Origin of the sequence: Streptomyces sp. P17, assembly GCF_032436805.1 — a bacterium.
Classification (GTDB): Bacteria; Actinomycetota; Actinomycetes; order Streptomycetales; family Streptomycetaceae; genus Streptomyces.
In genome coordinates this window covers 106,990-126,329 of sequence record NZ_JAVRBF010000003.1, presented here as the reverse complement: position 1 = coordinate 126,329, position 19,340 = coordinate 106,990, and the positions used below count along the sequence as shown (strand labels likewise).

The following is a 19,340-nucleotide window of genomic DNA, read 5'->3' as shown; positions in this document are numbered from 1 at the left end:
GATCGACAGCCGACAGCAGACTCCGCTCCCGAACGACAAAGCATCGATCACACCTGGTCGGAAGCGGTCCCAGATGAACGGCGAGGGCCGGGCGCTCCTCGCTCCCCGGCCCTCGCCGTTCGTCTTTTCTCCGACTGCGGTCAACCCGCCGACGCCGTTTTCACACTCTCGGGGGCTCTGGCCCGACTGTCACCCGCCGTGTCGGGGCCGCTGTGCCCCACTTCAGCGGTCGCCCGCCAGATCCAGGTCGCTCCTGGGGCTCTCCTCGGGTGCCGCCACCGGCTCCGGGCGGCGCCAGGGATGGGGGATGGGCGCGGAGGCGGCTCGCCACCAGGGCTGCACGGGCAGTAGTCCGGCGGGCTCGAAGGGCTCGCCGGGCCGGGGAAAGACGGCCGCCTGGCCGGCCTCGTCGGCCGCGTCCCGGGTCCACTCCCCCGGCTCCGCCCACGCGTGGGTGGCGAGGTTGAAGGTGGCCCAGTGGATCGGCAGCAGCACGCCGTGCGGCTGTCCGCCCTGCAGGTCGAGGTGGGCGCGCATGGCCTCCTCGGGCGTCATGTGGATGTCCGGCCAGAAGTCGCTGTACGCGCCGAGCTGGATCATCGTGACGTCGAACGGGCCGTGCTCGGCGCCGATGTCCTTGAAGCCCTCGAAGTATCCGGTGTCACCGCTGTGGTAGATCCGGTGCTCGGATCCGGCGACGGACCAGGAGGCCCACAGCGTGTGCTGGGTGTTGCGCAGGCCGCGGCCGCAGAAGTGCCGGGCCGGGGTGGCGGTCAGGGTGAGCCCGCCGATCTTGGTCGACTCGTGCCAGTCCAGCTCGCGCAGCCGGTCGGCGGAGACGCCCCAGCGCTCCAGGTGGGCGCCGACCCCGAGCGGCACCGCGAACACGGTGTCCGTGCCTGCCAGCGCCTTGATCGAGGGCAGGTCCAGGTGGTCGTAGTGGTCGTGCGAGATCACGACGACGTCCACCGGGCCGAGCGCGGCCAGCGGCAGCGGGACCGGATGCAGTCGCTTGGGCCCGGCGAAGGAGAACGGGGAGCAGCGCTCGCCCCACACGGGGTCGAAGAGCACCCGGTGCCCGTCGATCTCCGCGAGCACACTGGAGTGCCCCATCCAGGTGATCCGCAGTCCGGTGGCCGGCGGGCGCGCGAGGTCGGCGAGCGTGGTGGCGTGCACGGGGACGGTGCCCCGCGGGGACCTGCGCGGCCGCTCGTCCTTGGCGAAGAACACCTTCGCGAACTCCAGCATCGAGCCGGAGGGCCGGGTCCGGGCGACTCCTCCGGGGTTCTGGAACACGCCGTCCTTGAAGTGGGGCGATCTACGGATGCGTGCCAGGCGCTCGCCGGTCGGCTCCGCGCCGAAGGCCGCCGGCTCCAGCGCGCGGAGCCCGGAGCTCAGGGAACGGAAACCGGTCACGGTACCTCCATGTGGAGTCGTCGAGGCATCCCATTATGGTCGGCACCTCCGACAACGCGGGCCGCCCGTTTCTTGCTGAAGATCCGTTCAGCACGTTGACAGCCTCGATGCGTACTCAAGATACTGACTGGTGATTCAGTAAGGAGCCTCCATGACCACCCCGCTGCTCTCACTGACCTGGACCGATGACATCACCGGCCGCCAGGGCTTTCTCGTGATCGACAGGCTGGTGCGCGGGGTGTGCAGCGGCGGCCTGCGGATGCGCGAGGGGTGCACCCTCGACGAGGTGACGGGGCTCGCTCGCGGCATGTCCATGAAGGAAGCGCTGCACTACGACGGGGACGGCCGCTACATCCCCCTCGGCGGCGCCAAGGGCGGCATCGACTGCGATCCGCGGGACCCGGCGGCGTACGACCTGCTCGTGCGCTATCTGCGGGCCGTACGGCCGTACATCGAGGGCTTCTGGACCACCGGTGAGGACCTCGGGCTCAGCCAGGACCTGGTGGACCGGGCGGCCGCCGAGGCGGGCCTGGTGTCGTCGATCCAGGCCGTGTATCCGCTGCTCGACGACGAGGCCGCCGCCCGTCGGCGGCTGGCCGACGCCTTCGCCGTGGAGGTGGACGGCATCGGGCTCGACGAGCTGGTCGGCGGCTGCGGGGTGGCGGAGTCCGTGCTCACGGCCCTGGACCGGGCCGGGGTGCCGTACGCGGGCACGCGTGTGGCCGTGCAGGGGCTCGGCACCATGGGCGGGGCCACGGCACGGTTCCTCACGCGCGCGGGACTGACGGTGGTGGCCGTGGCCGACCTCAAGGGCACCGTCGCCAACCCGGCGGGCCTGGACATCGAGAGCCTGCTCGCCGCGCGGGACCCGTACGGCACCGTGGACCGCGCCGCGCTGCGCCCCGGGGACCGTGAACTGCCGGCGGACGCCTGGCTGTCGGCGGACGCGGAGGTGCTGGTGCCGGCGGCCGTGTCCTACGCCGTCGACACCGTGAACCAGGAGCGGATCACCGCCCGCTGGATCGTCGAGGCGGCCAACATGCCGGTGCTGCCCGAGGCCGAGGCCCTGCTGGCCGGGCGCGGCATCACCGTGCTGCCCGACGTCGTGGTCAACTCCGGGACGAACGCCTGGTGGTGGTGGACGCTCTTCGGCGACATCGGCCCCGACGCGACCGAGGCCTTCACCCACACCCGCCGTTCGATGCGCGCCCTGACCGACCGCATGCTGACCCGCGCGGAAGCCGACGGAACGACCCCACGCGCGGCAGCCCACGCCATCGCCGCGGACCGGCTGCCGGTGATCGCGGAACGGTACGGCCGATACCGGTGAGCGCGTGCGCGCAGGTCGGGTGACCATGGGAGGCCTGACCGAGGATCGGGGCTGCCGCCGCCCCGCCACCCGCTGTGCGCGTCCGGCCGATCGGCGGGAGCCGGGGAAGGCGTGGCCCGAGGACTGGAGTTGAGCCGCGCAGCCGCGAGCGGTGAGGTGCCCCGCGGGTCGGCGGGAACCGGGGAAGGGCTGGCCCGAGGGCCGGGGTTGGGCGCCCGGCCACCACCGGGCAGCGCGCCCTGCCGGTGGGGAGGCCTGGCCTGAGGACGGCGCTTGAACCGCCCGGCCACCACCGGGCAGCGCGCCCTGCCGGTGGGGAGGCCTGGCCCGAGGACGGCGCTTGAACCGCCCGGCCACCACCGGGTAGCACGTCCCGGCGCGAACGGGGGAGACCCGGCCCGAGCGTTGGGGGGTCCCCCGCCGCCACGGCTGCGCCCGTGCCCACAGGGCACCCCCGCGCCCCGACGGTAGGGTGAGCCGCGTGGCGAGGGTGCGGTTGAGTGTGGCCGAGCGGCGTGAGGAGTTGCTGCGGGCCGCCATCGAGCAGATCGAGGCGCGGGGCGTGGCGGCGGTCAGGATCGCCGATGTGGCCTCGGCGCTCGGCGTGAGCAACGCCCTGGTGCTGTACCACTTCTCCACCAAGGAAAAGCTGGTCGCGGCCGCCTTCGCATACGCCGCCGAGGACGACCTCGCCCATCTGCGCAAGCTGCTCGGCCGCCGTACGACCGCGCTGCGCCGACTGCGCACGGCCGTGCGCTGGTACGCGCCCACCGGCCAGGCCAAGGGCTGGCGGCTGTGGATCGAGGGCTGGGCGGCGGCGCTGCGCGAACCCGCGCTGCGCGAGGTCACACAGGCCCTCGACACGCAGTGGAAGGCGGCCATCGCCGAGGTCATCGCCGAAGGGGTGGCCGCCGGCGAGTTCCGCTGCCCCGACCCCGCGGGCGCGGCCCTGCGCCTGACGGCCCTGCTCGACGGGCTCGCCGTCCAGCTGACGTCCTACCCGGGCGCACTCTCACGCGCGCGTGCGCAGGAGTGGGCCGACGAGGCGCTGGCCCGCGAACTCGGTGTGGAGCGGGAGGCGTTGACCGCGTCGGTGCGGTGACCGTCAGTCCAGCTCGTACACCGCCGTGACCCTTACGTCGTCCTGGATCTCACCGGGCGCGATCGGCACGCCCGCCCCGCCACCGGCCACGTCCGCGGGAGCCGGGACCGGGGACGGCCCGCCCGACGCACCCTCGGTGAGCGAGACCAGTCTGCCCAGGTTCCGTCCGCTCAGCCGGGCGTACTGGAGGGCCTTGGCGTGCGCGTCCTTGTGGGCGGCCTCACGCGCGCGTGCCCGCAGTTGCGTGCGGTCGGCGACATCGAAGACGACCCCGTGGATCCGGCCCGCGTCGCCCGTGGCGTCCGTGACGGACTGGAGGATCTCGCCCGTGCGCGCGACCGTGCGGACCTTGAGCGAGAAGTTCTGCGCGGCCTGATACCCGGTCAGCGTGGAGTTGCCGTCCTGGTACTTGTACACGGGCGTGAGGGACAGCCCTTCGGTACGGACGTCGTGCTCGGCCACGCCACGCTTGCGCACCGCGGCCAGCAAGGCGTTCGCGGCCTTGCTCTGGGCGTCCTGCGCGGCCTGCGCGGTCTTGCCGACCGCCTCGACGCCGACGCTGACGAGCGCCAGGTCGGGGGCGGCGGTCGCGGAGCCGACACCGGTCACGGTGACGGTCGACGCTTGCGGCGCGCTGCGCACGGCCGGGGCGGCGGGGGCGGTCAGCGCGGTCGCGGGGGCGGCGGCGAGGAGCGGCAGGCCGAGGGCGAGGAGGGCGACAGCGAGGGTGGCGGTGGTGCGGGGCAGCGGTGCGGACATACGGTGCCGACCTTCCGGGCGTCGGGACGGTTCACGCCCATCCCAGCACCGGCGCCCGCACGCACGCGTGCACCACTCCCCCGCCGTCACCTCACTGGTCGAGCCCGCCCTACGCGGCGCCGGACAACCTCAGACGGCCGACTCGCTCCGCATCTCCGCGCCACCCCGCGACGGACCACCCTCTGAGCGAGCCCGCCCCACGCGCCCCCACGCACCTCACACCGCCGACTCGATCCACATCTCCGCGCCACCGGCGACAGGCCACTCCTTCACTGAGCGAGCCGAGCCACGCGCACCTCGGACCACGGACCACGGACTCATTCCGCGTCTCCGCGCCCCCGCGACGGACCACCCCCCGACGGACCACCCTCTGAGCAAGCCCACCCCACGCGCCCCCACGCACCTCACACCGCCGACTCGATCCGCAGCTTGATGTCGTCCGGCGACAGGCTGCCCTTGGCGGTCACATGGTCGCCCGACGACTCCCCGCGCAGCCGCCGTCCGATCCACGGCACCAGGTACTCGCGCGCCCAGTGCACATCGTCCCGCCGGACCTCCAAGGTCCCGCGCGGCGGCAGCGGTGGCCAGGGCTGGTCCGGGTCGGCCGGCACCTCCAGGCCGAGGACCTGGCCCGCGCGCAGCGCCACGCGCGTGTGCCCTTCGGGCGAGAGATGCAGCCGGTCGTCGTCCCAGGCGCGCCGGTCCTGCACGGTCTTGAGGGACCACAGGTCGAGCACCGGGCAGCCGTACCGGTCGGCGATGGACCGCACATGGAGGTTGTAAGTGGCGATCTTGCCGCGCAGATGCTTGAGGACCGGCACGCCACGGGTGTCGAAGCCGGTCGTCACCATGACGGTGCCGACGGCCTCGGTGAGCCGGGCGATGGCCCGCTCGAACCGCTCGGCGACCTCGTCGGGGTCGGTGCCGGGCCGGATGATGTCGTTGCCGCCCGCGCAGAACGAGACCAGGTCCGGGGCGAGTTCAAGGGCCCTCGGGAGCTGGTCCGCCACGATCTGGTCCAGCAGCTTGCCGCGTACGGCCAGGTTCGTATAACTGAAGTCGCCCTCGGGCCGACGGTCCGCGAGCAGCACCGCGAACCGGTCGGCCCAGCCGACGAACGCCCCGTCCGGGCCGGGGTCGCCGACGCCCTCGGTGAAGCTGTCCCCCACCGCCACGTACGACCCGATCACTGCTCTGTTGTCACTCTTCGAATCGTCTGCCACATCGGCTCATGATTCACCTTCGAATGTGACCTACGCGACCGTAGGCAGGGGTTGACGGGCGGTGAGATAAGCCACTCCTAAAGCCTTGGCCAACTCCGGAATAGACGTCGTATCAGGGCTGTTGAGGCGACAACCTCCACACCCGGAAGCCGCTGATCCGGAAGTGGCTCCAGGTCGTACGGAAGGCGAAGTGCCCGCCCGTGTACGGCTCCGGGTCGGTGTGGTCGAAGACGAGCCGTCCGTTGTTCCACCACTGCACGGTCGGGCCGGCGGAGACGATCCGGACCCGGTTCGGCTCGTTCGGCACCAGCAGCGGCTCGGTGTAGTCGTAGAGCAGCGGACGCACCCCCGGCTCGCCGACGTACCGACGCAGCCGCGTCGTGGTGTTGTAGTTGGCGCCGTAGCCGGAGTAGTACGTCTTGAGGTAGTCGTACTCGGCCAGCGCCCCGCCCCTCGGCGTGGCGAAGAGGTCGACGGGGGACCGGACGTCGACGGCGTTCCAGAAGTTGTTGAGGTCGGAGACACGGTCGTTGACCCCGCCCTCGGAGACCGGCGTGGCCGTGTACTCCAGGACGTACGGCCCTTCGAGCCGCTCCCGGAACCAGATCGTCGCCCCCGCGGGCACATCCACTTCCAGGGTGCCGTGGGCGGCGGTGACACTGCCGCCCTTCTCCAGCTCCACGGCCCATCGGCCGAGACCGTGCCGGAAGTCATCGCGGGCGAGGAGGCGGCGGTGGCGGGGAGACGCGCTTGCCGCCGCCGGGGCGAGGGCCGCCAGGGCGGCTCCGGCGGCCAGGGCGCCGAAGGCTCTTCGGGTGGTCGTCACGGGGCAGGGCTCCTTTGGGCGATCAGCAACAGAAAGCGCTTACCCCTCGGGGGCCCGTACAACACCGAAGACCGGACCCGGGGATCAGGGGTCCGGCCTTCGGTGGCGTGTCAGGCAGGTGGTTCTTCAGCGATACGTCCGTCAGCCGACGGAGACGCCCTTGGAGTTGAGGTAGGCGACCGGGTCGAGGTCCGAGCCGTAGTCCGGCGTGGTGCGGATCTCGAAGTGCAGGTGCGGGCCGGTCACGTTGCCGGTCGCGCCGACGAGACCGACCTGCTGGCCCGCCGTCACCGCCTGACCGCTGGAGACGGACAGCGAGGACATGTGGGCGTACTGCGCGTACCGGCCGTCGGCGAGTTGGATGACGACCTGGTTGCCGTACGCGCCCGCCCAGCCGGCCGAGACGACGGTGCCCGCACCCACGGCCTTGAGGGAGGCACCGGCCGGGGCGACGAAGTCGACGCCGGTGTGGTACCCGCTGGACCACATGCTGCCCGCGACCTTGTAGGCGGTGCCGACGCCGACGCCGGGGGCAGGAGCGCTGAAGCCGCTGGCCGAGGACTGGGCGGCCTGCGTGGTGGTGGTGGTCGCCTTGGACTCGGTCGACTGCGAAGCCTCCGAGGACTTGGCGGAGTCCGACGAGGAGTTCGCGGAGTCCGACGAGGACTTGGCGGCCGGCTTCTCGGCGGTGTCCGTCGTCGCGGCCTTCTTGCCGATCGACAGCTTCAGGCCGGGGTGGATCAGCGACGGGTCGCTGCCGACGGCCTCACGGTTGTCCTGGTAGAGCTTCTCCCAGCCACCGCTGACGTTCTGCTCGTTCGCGATCTTCGAAAGGTAGTCCCCCGACCGCACCGTGTACGTCTTCGCGGTGGCCTTCTTCTTGGTGGCCTTCTTCTCGGCCGCCTTCTTGTCCGCGGTCTGAGCCGACTGGACCGACTGGACCGACTGGACCGACTGGACGGCCTTTTCCGAAACGGACTGCGACGGTGCCGCATGAGCGCCGGTGGCCCCCAGGAGCGGGAGGGCGAGCGCGGCGCCACCGGTTCCGGCGACGGCGATCGAACGGGTGAAACTCAGGGTCTTGGGACGGCGGTGCTTACCCTTCGCGGGCATGGCGAATTCCTCTCCGGCGCCTACGAGGTGAGCTGTCGGGTGCGGACTGGAGATGTCCGGCCGCGCGCTGGGCGCGACTTGACCCCAAGCCTGTTCCGGAGACCGGACCAGGCGGTGGTGCCTGTGGGTCCCCCGCTCCTGCCAGGTACGGGTGAGTGTGTGCGGATTCCGAGCAGCGGCAGGATTAGGCGTCCGCTCGGATTGGTGGCGAACGTAAGCGACCAAGACGCAAAGGGACAAGCAGAAGGTTCCGCCCGAAGGCATACCTCTTGATCCCTTGTGAGAATTCCCCGTCACTTTCCGTGCATTAGGACATGCCCCGTTCCGGCAAATGCCCTTGAAAACCGCCTGAATTACGTGAACATGACGGGCGACGCTCGGTCACGGATATGACGCTGCTCACGTGACGATGCTCCACACCCCTTTATTCCAGAGCGAGTTGGAATGAAGCTTGCAATTCGGACAGAACGCCCAGATGTGACGCAGTCGGATAACCGTCACATCAAGGTCGGCGCGTAAACCCGCGATGAATCAGCAGGGTTTCAACGTTGTTCGCCCGTTTTGCCGTATTCAATGGCGGGTCGGTATTCATGTCGTATCGTCGAGGCGTGCCCGTCGGCGAGCCGAGTCGGCGGGATCCGGTGGGAGGAGCCCAAGTGACGCAGCAGGTCCCGTCGACCGAGCCCGAGCTGGCCGCGGTGCGCAACTTCCGGGATGTGGGCGGGCTGCCCACCACGGACGGACGGCGGATACGGCACGGAGTGCTGTACCGCAGCGGCCACCTCGCGCACGCGACCGAACAGGACGCGGCGTTCCTCGGCTCCCTCGGCCTGCACACGGTCTTCGACTTCCGCAACGCGGCGGACCAGAAGCTGGAGGGCCCCGACGTCGACCTGCCGGGTGTCCGGAATGTGAACCTTCCACTGACCGATCCCGCGGACGGCGCCGAGTTCTGGAAGATGGTCCGCGACGGCGAGATCGAGCAGCTGCGGGAGATCCTGGCCGACGGCAAGGCCGCGAACCGCATGATCGAGTCGTACCGCACGATCGTCAAGGAGCGCACCGCCGAGCACTCCCAGGTGCTGCACGCCCTCGCCGAGGACAGCGTCCCGGCCCTGATGCACTGCGCGGCCGGCAAGGACCGGGCCGGCCTGTCGATCGCGGTGACGCTGCTCGCCCTGGGGGTGGAGCGCGAGGCGATCCTCGCCGACTACCTGGAGTCCAACGCCAAGCACCGCCGCTACAAGGTGCAGCGCAACAACACCTACACCCCCGAGGTCATGGAGCTGCTCAGCCCCCTGTTCGACGCGCGCGCCGAGTACCTCACGGCGGCCTTCGACACCATCGAGGCGACCTGGGGCGGCGTCGGCACCTACCTGGAGCAGGGGCTGAGGGTCACCCCCGAGATCCGCGAGCGGCTGCGGGAGCGGCTGCTCGACTGAGCCCGGCGGCTACTGCTTGGCCCCCAGCTCGAACAGCAGGTAGATGAACGCGGCGAAGGCGTGTCCCACCGCCAGGTAGATGATCAGCCGGATCCACAGGGCGCGCGGGAACTTCTCCTCCATGTCGCTCATGGCATCTCTCCGGGGGTCGCGCCCAGGCACAGTGCGGCCGTGGGGCTCTGCAGCAGGGTGTGGACGAACAGCAGCTCGACGCCGTCCTGGTCCAGGGCGGCGATGCGATGCGGGGTGAGCGAGTCGAAGTGGGCGCTGTCGCCCGGCGCGAGCCGGTGCGTGGTGTCCCCGAGGCGCAGCCGGAGCCGCCCGGTGAGGACATAGAGCCACTCCTCGCCGGGGTGCAGCCGCACGATGTCGCCCTGTGAGCCGAAGGGGACGTGCAGGCGCAGGGCCTGCATCCCGCGGCCGGGCGCGCCGGCCTGCCGGTACGTCCAGCCGCCCGCCGCGGTCGGTTCCATGTCGGCGGCGCGTACGACGGCGTCCCGGTCGGCCACCGTCTCGCCGAGCAGCTCCGAGACGGTCGTACCGTAGATACGCGCGAGCGAGAGCAGCATCGGCAGCGAGGGCTGGCGCTGCCCGGTCTCCAGTCGGGAGAGGTGGGCCGGCGACAGACCGGCGGAGCGGGCCGCGGCCTCAAGGGTGAGGGCGGATCGGCGCCGCAGGGCACGGAGCTGCGGCGCCACCAGGGGCAGGTCGTCGGCCGGCCCGGTCTCGGGAGAGCTCATGCTCTCCATTCAGCCGGAGCCTTGCCTCTGCGGCAAATTTCTTGTCTCTGAGGCAAAACTCCTTATCGGTTGGCGACGGCCTGCTTGACCAGCGTCTTCCCGAAGTCCCACATCAGGCCGCCCCCGGTGTGCGCGTCGTCCATCACGTCCGTGAAGGCGTCGACGAACCGGTCCACCTCCCGCTCGCCCACGATCAGCGGCGGAATCAGCTTGATCACCTCCAGATGGTCGCCGGAGACCTGGGTGAGGATCCGGTGCCGCTGCAGCAGCGGTACGACGACCATCTGCGCGAACAGTCCCTTGCGGGCCGCCTGGAGCATGGCCCACCGGCTGCGCAGTTTCAGCGAGGAGGGCCTGCCGAACTCGATGCCGATCATCAAGCCCCGGCCGCGTACGTCGGCGAGCAGCTCGTACTTGTCGACCAGTGCGGCGAGCCGTGACTTCAGCAGCTCGCCGGTGGCGCGGGCGTTCGCGACGATCTGCTCGTTCTCCATGACCGCCAGCACGGCGAGCCCGGCGGCCATGGCCTGCGCGTTGGACCCGAAGCTCGCCGAGTGCACCAGCACCCGGTCCATGGACGAGTAGACCTTCTTGAAGATCCAGTCCTTGCCGAGCGTGGCGCCGACTGGCACATAGCCACCCGACAGCGCCTTGGCCACGCACACCAGGTCCGGCTCGACACCGTCCTCGTGCTGGTAGGCGTAGAAGTCCCCGGTCCGTCCGAGCCCGGTCTGCACCTCGTCGGCGATGAGCAGAGCCTTGTGCTTGTGCAGCAGCTCCTGCGCGGCCCGCAGACAGCCGGGCGGGGCCTCGTGGACTCCCTTGCCCTGGATCGGCTCGACGATCAGGGCGGCGACATCGCCCTTCTTCAACTCCCGCGCCAGCGCGTCGAGATCACCGAGGGGTACGGCCGTGTCGGGCAACAGCGGGGCGAAGCCGTCCCGGAAGCCGTCCTCACCGTTGACGGACAGCGAGCCGGTGGTCAGACCGTGGAAGGCGTGCTCGCAGTACAGGACCCGGGGTCTGCCGGTGGCGCGGCGGGCGAACTTCAGGGCGGTCTCGACCGCCTCGGTGCCGCTGTTGCCGAAGAACACCCGGTCCAGGTGCGGGCTGTGCGCGAGGAGCTTCTCGGCGAGCAGCCCGGGCAGGGGCTGGCAGTCGAAGCGGGTGAGGTCGGCGAGCTGGGCGTCGAGGACGTCGTGCAGCGCCGTGCGGACGACGGGGTGATGGCGGCCCAGGCCCATCACCCCGAACCCGGCGAGCATGTCCAGGTAGTCGGCGCCGTCCGCGTCCCAGAAGTAGGCGCCCTCGGCGCGCTCGTAGACCTTGTCGAAGCCGATGGTGTGCAGCATGCGCGGGAGCTGGTGGTTCAGGTACTTGCCGTGCAGCTCATAGCGCTCGGCTCCGCGCTCGGCCAGTAGCGCGCCGAGGTCGAACTCCGTGGTCATTCCGCTGTCTCCTTGACTGGCTCCTGGACGGCCAGGCTCGCGCTGATCCGTCCGGCGACCTCGACGGGCGTGAGCCCGATGTCGGCCAGCACCTCGCCGCGTTTGGCGTGGGCGAGGAACTGCTCGGGGATCCCGAACCGCCGTACCGGGACATCGACATCGGCGTCACCGAGGGCCAGCGCCACGGCGGCGCCCACCCCGGCGGCACGGCTGTTGTCCTCGACGACGGCCACCAGCCGGTGTCCGGCGGCCAGGCCGGGCAGCGCCGGGTCGACGGGCTTGACCCAACGCGGGTCGACGACCGTGCAGTTGATGCCCCGCGCCGCCAGCAACTCGGCGGCCTGCAGACAGACGGGAGCCATCACGCCGACGGCCACCAGGAGCACCTCGGGCCGATCGCCCCGGTGCAGCACGTCCAGGCCGCCGACCCTGTCCAGCGCCGGGATCGACGGCCCCACGGACTCCTTCGGGAACCGGACCAGCGTCGGCGCGTCGTCCACGGCGACGGCCTCCCTGAGCTGCGCCCGCAGTTGGTCGGCGTCGCGCGGCGCGGCGATCCTGAGGCCGGGGACGACCTGGAGGATCGACAGGTCCCACATGCCGTTGTGGGAAGCGCCGTCGACGCCGGTGACACCGGCCCGGTCCAGGACGAAGGTCACCCCGCAGCGGTGCAGGGCGACGTCCATCAGGAGCTGGTCGAAAGCGCGGTTGAGGAAGGTGGCGTAGACGGCGACGACGGGATGGACGCCGCCGGTGGCGAGCCCCGCGGCGGACACAGCGGCATGCTGCTCGGCGATGCCGACGTCCCAGACCCGGTCCGGGAACCTCTGGGCGAACTTGCCGAGCCCCACCGGGTGCAGCATGGCCGCCGTGATCGCCACGACGTCCTCCCGCTCCTCCCCGATCCTCACGATCTCGTCGCCGAACACCGAGGTCCAGGAAGGGCCGTTGGACGGCGCGAGCGGCTCGCAGGTGAGCGGGTCCATCACACCGACGGTGTGGAAGTGGTCCTCCTCGTGGGCGAGGGCGGGCTCGTAGCCGCGGCCCTTCTCGGTGAGGCAGTGGACCAGGACGGGCCCGTGGAAGCGTTTCGCGCGGCGCAGCGCGGACTCGACGGCGCCGATGTCGTGTCCGTCGATGGGCCCGACGTACTTCAGACCCAGGTCCTCGAACAGGCCCTGCGGTGCGAAGGCGTCCTTGAAGCCCTTCTTGGCACCGTGCAGGGCCTCGTAGACGGTGTGTCCGACGACCGGCGTGCGCAGCAGGACGTCCTTGCCCCAGGCCAGGACCTTCTCGTAGCCGTCGGTGGTGCGCAGGGTCGCGAGGTGGTTGGCGAGCCCCCCGATGGTCGGCGCGTACGACCGCTCGTTGTCGTTGACGACGATGATCAGCGGCCGGTCCTTGGCGGCCGCGATGTTGTTCAGCGCCTCCCAGGCCATACCGCCGGTGAGCGCGCCGTCGCCGATGACCGCGACGACATGGCCCTTCTCGCCCTGCACCTGGCGGGCCTTGGCGAGCCCGTCGGCCCAGCCGAGCGCGGTGGAGGCGTGGCTGTTCTCGACGATGTCGTGCTCGGACTCCTCGCGCGAGGGGTATCCGGACAGGCCGCCCTTGCCGCGCAGCTTGGAGAAGTCCTGACGTCCCGTCAACAACTTGTGCACATAGCTCTGATGGCCGGTGTCCCACACGATACGGTCGACCGGCGACTCGAAGACCCGGTGGAGCGCGATGGAGAGTTCCACCACCCCCAGGTTGGGCCCGAGATGTCCGCCGGTCCTGGCGACCGCGTGCACCAGGAACTCCCTGATCTCGTCGGACAGTTCCCCGAGTTCCGGCTCGGACAGCGCCTTCAGGTCGCGTGGTCCCCGGATGTTCTCCAGAATCGTCACGTCGGGCCCCCTTCGGTCCGCCTGCTCAACTCACGGTGACGGCCGGCTCCCCCGACTCGACGCCGTCCTGCTCCATCTGCTCGGCGATCTTCATCGCCTCCTCGATGAGGGTCTCCACGATCTTCGACTCGGGCACGGTCTTGACGACCTCGCCCTTCACGAAGATCTGCCCCTTGCCGTTGCCGGAGGCGACCCCCAGGTCCGCCTCCCGGGCCTCGCCGGGACCGTTGACCACACACCCCATGACGGCCACCCGCAGGGGCACTTCCATGCCCTCCAGGCCGGCCGTGACCTCGTCGGCGAGCTTGTAGACATCGACCTGGGCGCGCCCGCAGGACGGGCACGAGACGATCTCAAGCCTTCGCTGCCTCAGCCCCAGGGACTCCAGGATCTGGATGCCGACCTTGACCTCCTCGGCAGGCGGGGCGCTCAGCGAGACACGGATCGTGTCGCCGATGCCCCGGCTGAGCAGCGCCCCGAAGGCCACCGCCGACTTGATCGTCCCCTGGAACGCCGGGCCCGCCTCCGTCACCCCCAGGTGCAGCGGGTAGTCGCACTGCTCGGCGAGCAGCTGATAGGCGCTGACCATCACCACGGGGTCGTTGTGCTTCACCGAGATCTTGATGTCCCGGAACCCGTGCTCCTCGAACAGCGAGGCCTCCCACAGCGCGCTCTCGACCAGCGCCTCCGGCGTCGCCTTCCCGTACTTCTGCAGCAGCCGCCGGTCCAGCGAGCCCGCGTTGACCCCGATCCGGATCGGCGTGCCGTGATCCGCCGCGGCCCGTGCGATCTCCTTCACCTTGTCGTCGAACTGCTTGATGTTGCCGGGATTGACGCGTACGGCCGCACAGCCGGCCTCGATCGCGGCGAACACGTACTTGGGCTGGAAGTGGATGTCCGCGATCACCGGGATCTGCGACTTGCGCGCGATGGTCGCGAGGGCGTCCGCGTCGTCCTGCGTGGGGCAGGCGACGCGGACGATCTGGCAGCCGGACGCGGTGAGTTCGGCGATCTGCTGCAGGGTGGCGCCGATGTCCGACGTACGGGTCGTGGTCATCGACTGCACCGACACCGGGGCCCCGCCCCCGACCGCCACCGGCCCGACCTGGATCCGGCGCGACAGGCGCCGCTCGGCGATCGGCCGGACCGGTACCTCGGGGACGCCCAAGGGGATGGCGGTCATGACGTCACTCCCGGTTTCCGTTGACCGTCTCGCGCATGGCGCGCAGCGACTCCTTCAGGGAGCCCATGGTGGCGAGGACGGCGGTGGGCTCGTAGCCGCAGTGCGCCATGCAGTTGGCGCAGCGCGGGTCCTTGCCGCGGCCGTACTTGTCCCAGTCGGTCTCCTCGATGAGTTCGCGGTACGTCGGCACATAGCCGTCGCTCATCAGGTAGCAGGGGCGCTGCCAGCCGAAGAGGGAGTAGTTCGGGATCGCCCACGCGGTGCACGGGAAGTCGACCTTGCCCTCCAGGAAGTCCAGGAAGAGCGGGGAGTGGTTGAGCCGCCAGCGGCGCCGGTTGCCGCCCGCGAATGCCTTCTTGAACAGCTCGCGGGTCTGCTCGACGCCCAGGAAGTGCTCCTGGTCGGGCGCCTTCTCGTAGGCGTAGGCGGGCGAGATCATCATCTCGTCGACCTTGAGGTCGTCGTTGAGGAAGTTGAGGACCTCGATGATGGTCTGCGGGGTGTCGGTGTTGAAGAAGGTGGAGTTGGTGGTGACCCGGAAGCCGCGCCGCTTGGCCTCCTTGATCGCCTCCACGGCCTCGTCGAACACGCCCTCCTTGGCCACCGACTCGTCGTGGCGCTCGCGCAGGCCGTCGATGTGCACGGCGAAGGCGAAGTAGGGCGAGGGCTTGAACTTGTCCATCTTCTTGCGCAGCAGCATGGCATTGGTGCACAGGAAGACGTATTTCCGCTTGGCGACCAACTGCCGTACGATCTCGTCGATCTGAGGGTGCATCAGGGGCTCACCGCCGGCGATGGACACCATCGGCGCGCCGGATTCGAGCACCGCTCCCACGGCCTGTGCGACCGGCATGCGCTGCTTGAGCACCCCCGCCGGGTGCTGGATCTTGCCGCATCCCTCGCACTTGAGGTTGCACGCGAAAAGCGGTTCCAGCTCGACGATCAGCGGGAACTTGTCGCGCTTGCGGAGCTTTTGTTCGGCCAAGTAAGTAGCGACCTTGATGGACTGACGCAGCGGCATGGCCATCTGGCTCACCTCCTGGGGAGCAGCAAAGAACGGTGCCATTCGAAGAAAGCGGGAAGGACCGACCTAAGGACACGGAACGCTGATATTCCCCCGCGCACCGTGCCGATCCGGACGAGTTCATGTTCTGGAGCGTCCACGACCACCCGTACGGCCGCAACGGGGCGCTCACCGGCGCGCACGGCGCTCAGGAGCGTCGCCGCCGACTCCATGTCGACCGCGATTGCGCCGGTCGAGAGCAGATCGGACCGTTCCTGACCACGGACCACGTGATCGGAGCCGGTGAGCGGTCCGGTGTGGACGGTGCGCCCCGGTACGGCGCGGGTGAGTTCCTTGACGAGCAGCTCGGTCGCGACGCACTCGGTGGTCCCGCGCGGATCCCGGGTCTCCTCGGCGACGACCAGGTCGCCGGGGTGCATCCCGGGAGCGAGCCCCGCGCAGAAGCCCGTGGCGAGCACGGCGGCCCCGGCGAGCGCCGGACCGGCGAGAACCCGGGTGACGGACCGCTCGGCCGCCTTGGGTCCCATGCCGGTCCGCAGAACGGTGACCGGCCCGCCGGCCTCGCTGTGACCGCCGGTGCGCAGGGCGAAGTGCTCGATGCCGAGCGCGCAGGCGATCAGCAGCGGCGCCGGAGCGGGCTGTGTGCTCATCAGCCCCCCTTGGCCTCGGCGAAGGGCTCGCCGTGCACGTACCGGCCGAGCGCGGTGAGCGGGAACACCTGCCGGTAGAGGTGATAGTTGATCGAGAAGTCCCAGGGGAACCCGGTGCCGGTGAAGTACGGCTCGTCCCAGGAGCCGTCCTCGCGCTGGGTGACCGCGAGCCACTCGATGCCGCGCTCCACGGCCTTGGAGTCCTTCTCCCCCGCGGCCAGCAGCGCCATCAGCGCCCACGCGGTCTGTGAGGCGGTGGAGGCGCCCCGGCCGCTCCAGCCCTTGACGTCCTTGTAGGAGCGCAGGTCCTCGCCCCAGCCGCCGTCGTCGTTCTGGACGGACTCCAGCCAGACCACGGCCCGCCGGATCGCCGGGTGCGAGGGGGGGATTCCGGCGGCCGTGAGGGCGGGTACGACGGACCCCGTGCCGTAGATGTAGTTGACACCCCAGCGTCCGAACCACGAGCCGTCCGGCTCCTGTTCGGCGAGCAGCCACTGGATGCCCCGCCGGGTGCGCGGGTCGTGGGCGAGGCCCTCGACCGCGAGCATCTCGACGACATGGGCGGTGACATCGGCCGAGGGCGGGTCGATGACCTCGCCGAAGTCGCAGAACGGCAGCCGGTTGGGGAAGGGGCTCGTGTTGTCGACGTCGAAGGCGCCCCACGCCCCGTTCCTGGACTGCATACCGAGGTTCCAGCGCACCCCCCGCCCGATCGCCTTCTCCACCCGCTCCGGGTCGTGGTGCCGCACCCGGCGCAGCGCGAGGACCACCTCGGCGGTGTCGTCGATGTCGGGGTAGTTGTCGTTGTGGAACTCGAACGCCCAGCCGCCGGGCGGCAGCCCCGGCCGCTTCACGGCCCAGTCGCCGGGCCGGACGATCTCCTCGCCGAGCATCCAGTCGGCGGCCTTGACCAGTTGCGGATGGTCGGCGGGCACCCCGGCGTCGGCGAGCGCGATGGTCGCGAGGCAGGTGTCCCACACCGGGGACTGGCAGGCCTCGATCATCCTGGCCCCGTCCTCGCGCCAGACGGCGAACCGGTCCAACGACGCCAAACCCTCGCGGATCACGGGGTGTTCGAGGTCGTAGCCGAGCAGATGCAGGGCGATGATCGAGTACACCGCCGGGGGCTGGATACCGCCCCAGCAGCCGTCGTTCTCCTGCCGTTCGATGATCCAGCGGGCGGCGGTGTTCATCGCGGCCCGGCGCAGCCTGCGGGGGGCGACCTTGCGCAGCTGGTGCAGCGCCTTGTCGAGCCGCTGGAAGGCGCCGTCCCAACTCGCCGCCGGAGCAAGGGGCTTGGGCGGATTGGGGTTCGCCGGATCGGTGTGCAGTTCGTCCAGAGGGAAGGGCGCGGGCCGTACCGGCCGCTTGGCGGAGACGATCGTCAACGGGACGATGGTCTGCCGGGCCCAGCAGCCGAAGTCGTAGATGTTGAGCGGCACCCAGGTCGGGAAGTAGATGAGCTCGGGCGGGAGTTCGGGCAGGTCCTCCCACTTCCACCAGCCGAACAGGGCCAGCCAGATCCGGGTGAAGACACGTGCGGCAGCGATGCCGCCCTGGGCCCGGATCCACTTCGACGCCTTCGCCATGTGCGGCGCGTCCGGCGCGTCGCCGGCCAGGCGGAGGGCGACGTAGGCCTCGATGGTGGCGGAGAGTTCGCCCGGTCCGCCGTAGAAGGTGGCCCAGGCGCCGTCCGCCCGCTGCTCGCCTCGGATGAACAGAGCGGCGGCGTGGGTGGTGGACTCGTCCCGGATGCCCAGGAACTGACGGAGCAGCAGGTCCTCGGCGTCCATGGTGACGTTCGTCTCCAGGTCGCCCTTCCACCAGCCCTGGGCGTCCTGCCGGGACAGCAGGAAGTCGGTGGCACGCCGGACGGCACGCTCGGCGGCGTCATGAACCCCCGCCGCCACGGGGGTGGTGCTGTCGGTTTCGCTGGCCGCGGCAGCGCGGGGCGGCAGGGCCCCGGTGCTTCCGTCGGTCGTCGCTGTCATGGCTTCCCCTTCGTGCAGTGTGCAAGTGGTGCGTCTGCTGTGGGTCCGCCGTCGGCCGGTGCGCGTCGATCTCACGACACCGGCCGGCGACTACGCGAGGGCTATTCGACCGATAGTGATCATCTCTTTCGTACGACGACGAAGTCGGCGAGTGCCGTGAACTGCGCGCGCACCCGGTCGGGCATGTCGACGGCGTCCAGGGCTTCGATGGCGATGGTGTGCTGACGGCGTGCCTCTTCGGCGGTCCACTCGCGGCCGCCGGCCTCCTCGATGAGGGCGGCGCGGGCGGCGAACTCCTGTTCCGAGAAGTTCTCGAAGTCGCTGCTCTTGGCGTCGGCGGCGAGCAGTTCGCCGAGCTGGTCGGAGGCGGCGCCGCCCGCCGCGAGCGCGGCCACGACCGGCAGGGACTTCTTGCGCTGACGCAGATCGCTCCAGGTCTGCTTGCCGGTGGAGACCGGGTCCCCCCAGATGCCGAGCAGGTCGTCGACGGCCTGGAAGGCGAGGCCGAGGTGGTAGCCGTACTTCTCCAGCGTGTCGGCGGTGCGGTCGTCCGTGCCGCCGAGCACGGCGCCGATGGAGCTGGCGCAGGCCAGCAGGGCGCCGGTCTTGTTGCCCTCCATCTCCAGGCACTCCTCGACGCTGACGCGGTCGCGGTGCTCGTAGGAGATGTCCTGGGCCTGTCCGTCGATCAGGGCCCGGGTGGCGGCGGTCAGCCGGCGGGTGGCGCGGCCGGCCTCGACGGTGCCGAGTTCCAGCAGCAGCTCGTTGGCGAGGGCGAACAGGGCGTCGCCGACCAGGATGGCCTGGGCGGGGCCGTGCACCTTCCACACCGTGTCGCGGTGCCGGCGCTGCTCGTCGCCGTCCATCAGGTCGTCGTGCAGGAGCGAGAAGTTGTGGACCAGTTCGACGGCCACCGCGCCGGGGATGCCGACCTCGGGCGCGGCGCCGGTGACCTCGGCGGAGACCACGGCGAGGGCGGGGCGCACGGCCTTGCCGCCGTCCCCGGCGGTGGGCCTGCCCTGGGCGTCGATCCAGCCGAAGTGGTAGGCGGAGACGGTGTCCATGGGGGGCGCCAGACGGTCGATCGCCGCCCTCAGTACCGGTGTGGCCAGGGTCCGGCCGCGCTCCAGGAGCGCGGTCACGTCCACCGCGGTCGCTCCAGCGGCCTTCGAGGCCGGGGGCACAGTGGGCACAGTCTCTCCTC

17 protein-coding genes and 1 riboswitch are annotated in these 19,340 nt (G+C 70.7%); of the genes, 3 read left to right on the top strand and 14 right to left on the bottom strand.

Annotated features, from left to right (window positions below):
* Positions 1 to 222 precede the first annotated feature (222 nt).
* Positions 223 to 1,416 carry an MBL fold metallo-hydrolase gene (locus tag RMT89_RS02760; RefSeq protein ID WP_315882276.1) on the bottom strand — a complete coding sequence of 398 codons (1,194 nt, stop codon included), beginning with the start codon at positions 1,414 to 1,416 and terminating at the stop codon, positions 223 to 225.
* Between the two features lie 151 nt (positions 1,417 to 1,567).
* Here RMT89_RS02760 and RMT89_RS02755 point away from each other — a divergent pair, with 151 nt between their 5' ends.
* Positions 1,568 to 2,746 (top strand): Glu/Leu/Phe/Val dehydrogenase dimerization domain-containing protein, encoded by a 1,179-nt coding sequence (locus RMT89_RS02755; protein ID WP_315882275.1) that lies wholly within the window; start codon positions 1,568 to 1,570, stop codon positions 2,744 to 2,746.
* Positions 2,747 to 3,248: 502 nt separating this feature from the next.
* Positions 3,249 to 3,848, top strand: coding sequence for a TetR family transcriptional regulator C-terminal domain-containing protein (locus tag RMT89_RS02750; protein WP_315882274.1), 600 nt, complete (start codon positions 3,249 to 3,251; stop codon positions 3,846 to 3,848).
* Between the two features lie 3 nt (positions 3,849 to 3,851).
* Here RMT89_RS02750 and RMT89_RS02745 read toward each other — a convergent pair whose 3' ends face one another.
* From RMT89_RS02745 to RMT89_RS02730, 4 genes are all read right to left on the bottom strand, one after another.
* Positions 3,852 to 4,607, bottom strand: coding sequence for an SIMPL domain-containing protein (locus RMT89_RS02745; protein ID WP_315882273.1), 756 nt, complete (start codon positions 4,605 to 4,607; stop codon positions 3,852 to 3,854).
* Between the two features lie 404 nt (positions 4,608 to 5,011).
* Entirely contained in the window at positions 5,012 to 5,797 is a 786-nt protein-coding gene (locus RMT89_RS02740; protein ID WP_315882272.1) for an SGNH/GDSL hydrolase family protein, read from the bottom strand.
* Between the two features lie 145 nt (positions 5,798 to 5,942).
* A complete protein-coding gene (locus RMT89_RS02735; protein ID WP_315882271.1) occupies positions 5,943 to 6,656 on the bottom strand; it encodes a DUF6250 domain-containing protein in 714 nt (237 codons plus the stop codon).
* 141 nt (positions 6,657 to 6,797) lie between these two features.
* Positions 6,798 to 7,769, bottom strand: a complete 972-nt coding sequence (locus RMT89_RS02730; protein WP_315882270.1) for a LysM peptidoglycan-binding domain-containing M23 family metallopeptidase — start codon at positions 7,767 to 7,769, stop codon at positions 6,798 to 6,800.
* A 4-nt stretch (positions 7,770 to 7,773) separates the two neighbouring features.
* Positions 7,774 to 7,933: riboswitch (cyclic di-AMP (ydaO/yuaA leader) on the bottom strand.
* Positions 7,934 to 8,425: 492 nt separating this feature from the next.
* Here RMT89_RS02730 and RMT89_RS02725 point away from each other — a divergent pair.
* The gene (locus tag RMT89_RS02725; protein ID WP_315882269.1) at positions 8,426 to 9,211 is read left to right on the top strand and encodes a tyrosine-protein phosphatase; all 786 of its coding nucleotides are present in this window, start codon (positions 8,426 to 8,428) and stop codon (positions 9,209 to 9,211) included.
* A 9-nt stretch (positions 9,212 to 9,220) separates the two neighbouring features.
* Here RMT89_RS02725 and RMT89_RS02720 read toward each other — a convergent pair whose 3' ends face one another.
* From RMT89_RS02720 to RMT89_RS02680, 9 genes are all read right to left on the bottom strand, one after another.
* Complete coding sequence (locus RMT89_RS02720) at positions 9,221 to 9,343, bottom strand: DUF6126 family protein (protein ID WP_315882268.1); 123 nt, start codon at positions 9,341 to 9,343, stop codon at positions 9,221 to 9,223.
* On the bottom strand, positions 9,340 to 9,951 hold the full coding sequence (locus tag RMT89_RS02715; RefSeq protein ID WP_315882267.1) for an XRE family transcriptional regulator: 612 nt from the start codon (positions 9,949 to 9,951) through the stop codon (positions 9,340 to 9,342). Before RMT89_RS02715 ends, RMT89_RS02720 begins: the two co-directional genes overlap by 4 nt.
* Before the next feature lie 62 nt (positions 9,952 to 10,013).
* Complete coding sequence (locus tag RMT89_RS02710) at positions 10,014 to 11,399, bottom strand: aspartate aminotransferase family protein (RefSeq protein WP_315882266.1); 1,386 nt, start codon at positions 11,397 to 11,399, stop codon at positions 10,014 to 10,016.
* A complete protein-coding gene (dxs, locus tag RMT89_RS02705) occupies positions 11,396 to 13,288 on the bottom strand; it encodes a 1-deoxy-D-xylulose-5-phosphate synthase (RefSeq protein ID WP_315882265.1) in 1,893 nt (630 codons plus the stop codon). The genes RMT89_RS02710 and dxs overlap by 4 nt, the downstream gene beginning before the upstream one ends.
* Positions 13,289 to 13,313: 25 nt before the next feature.
* On the bottom strand, positions 13,314 to 14,471 hold the full coding sequence (ispG, locus tag RMT89_RS02700; protein ID WP_315882264.1) for a flavodoxin-dependent (E)-4-hydroxy-3-methylbut-2-enyl-diphosphate synthase: 1,158 nt from the start codon (positions 14,469 to 14,471) through the stop codon (positions 13,314 to 13,316).
* Between the two features lie 4 nt (positions 14,472 to 14,475).
* Entirely contained in the window at positions 14,476 to 15,498 is a 1,023-nt protein-coding gene (gene hpnH / locus RMT89_RS02695) for an adenosyl-hopene transferase HpnH (RefSeq protein WP_186280410.1), read from the bottom strand.
* Between the two features lie 5 nt (positions 15,499 to 15,503).
* Positions 15,504 to 16,145, bottom strand: a complete 642-nt coding sequence (locus RMT89_RS02690; RefSeq protein WP_315882263.1) for a 1-hydroxy-2-methyl-2-butenyl 4-diphosphate reductase — start codon at positions 16,143 to 16,145, stop codon at positions 15,504 to 15,506.
* On the bottom strand, positions 16,145 to 18,136 hold the full coding sequence (gene shc, locus RMT89_RS02685; protein WP_315882262.1) for a squalene--hopene cyclase: 1,992 nt from the start codon (positions 18,134 to 18,136) through the stop codon (positions 16,145 to 16,147). Before shc ends, RMT89_RS02690 begins: the two co-directional genes overlap by 1 nt.
* A gap of 119 nt (positions 18,137 to 18,255) precedes the next feature.
* Entirely contained in the window at positions 18,256 to 19,329 is a 1,074-nt protein-coding gene (locus RMT89_RS02680) for a polyprenyl synthetase family protein (RefSeq protein ID WP_315882261.1), read from the bottom strand.
* Positions 19,330 to 19,340 lie beyond the last annotated feature (11 nt).

Excerpts from the sequence above, each read along its gene's own strand:
- RMT89_RS02690 (WP_315882263.1), bottom strand. The coding sequence starts at position 16,145 with ATGAGCACACAGCCCGCTCCGGCGCCGCTGCTGATCGCCTGCGCGCTC.
- RMT89_RS02745 (WP_315882273.1), bottom strand. The coding sequence starts at position 4,607 with ATGTCCGCACCGCTGCCCCGCACCACCGCCACCCTCGCTGTCGCCCTC.
- RMT89_RS02755 (WP_315882275.1), top strand. The coding sequence starts at position 1,568 with ATGACCACCCCGCTGCTCTCACTGACCTGGACCGATGACATCACCGGC.
- hpnH (WP_186280410.1), bottom strand. The coding sequence starts at position 15,498 with ATGGCCATGCCGCTGCGTCAGTCCATCAAGGTCGCTACTTACTTGGCC.
- RMT89_RS02715 (WP_315882267.1), bottom strand. The coding sequence starts at position 9,951 with ATGAGCTCTCCCGAGACCGGGCCGGCCGACGACCTGCCCCTGGTGGCG.
- shc (WP_315882262.1), bottom strand. The coding sequence starts at position 18,136 with ATGACAGCGACGACCGACGGAAGCACCGGGGCCCTGCCGCCCCGCGCT.
- RMT89_RS02730 (WP_315882270.1), bottom strand. The coding sequence starts at position 7,769 with ATGCCCGCGAAGGGTAAGCACCGCCGTCCCAAGACCCTGAGTTTCACC.
- RMT89_RS02710 (WP_315882266.1), bottom strand. The coding sequence starts at position 11,399 with ATGACCACGGAGTTCGACCTCGGCGCGCTACTGGCCGAGCGCGGAGCC.
- RMT89_RS02720 (WP_315882268.1), bottom strand. The coding sequence starts at position 9,343 with ATGAGCGACATGGAGGAGAAGTTCCCGCGCGCCCTGTGGATCCGGCTG.
- ispG (WP_315882264.1), bottom strand. The coding sequence starts at position 14,471 with ATGACCGCCATCCCCTTGGGCGTCCCCGAGGTACCGGTCCGGCCGATC.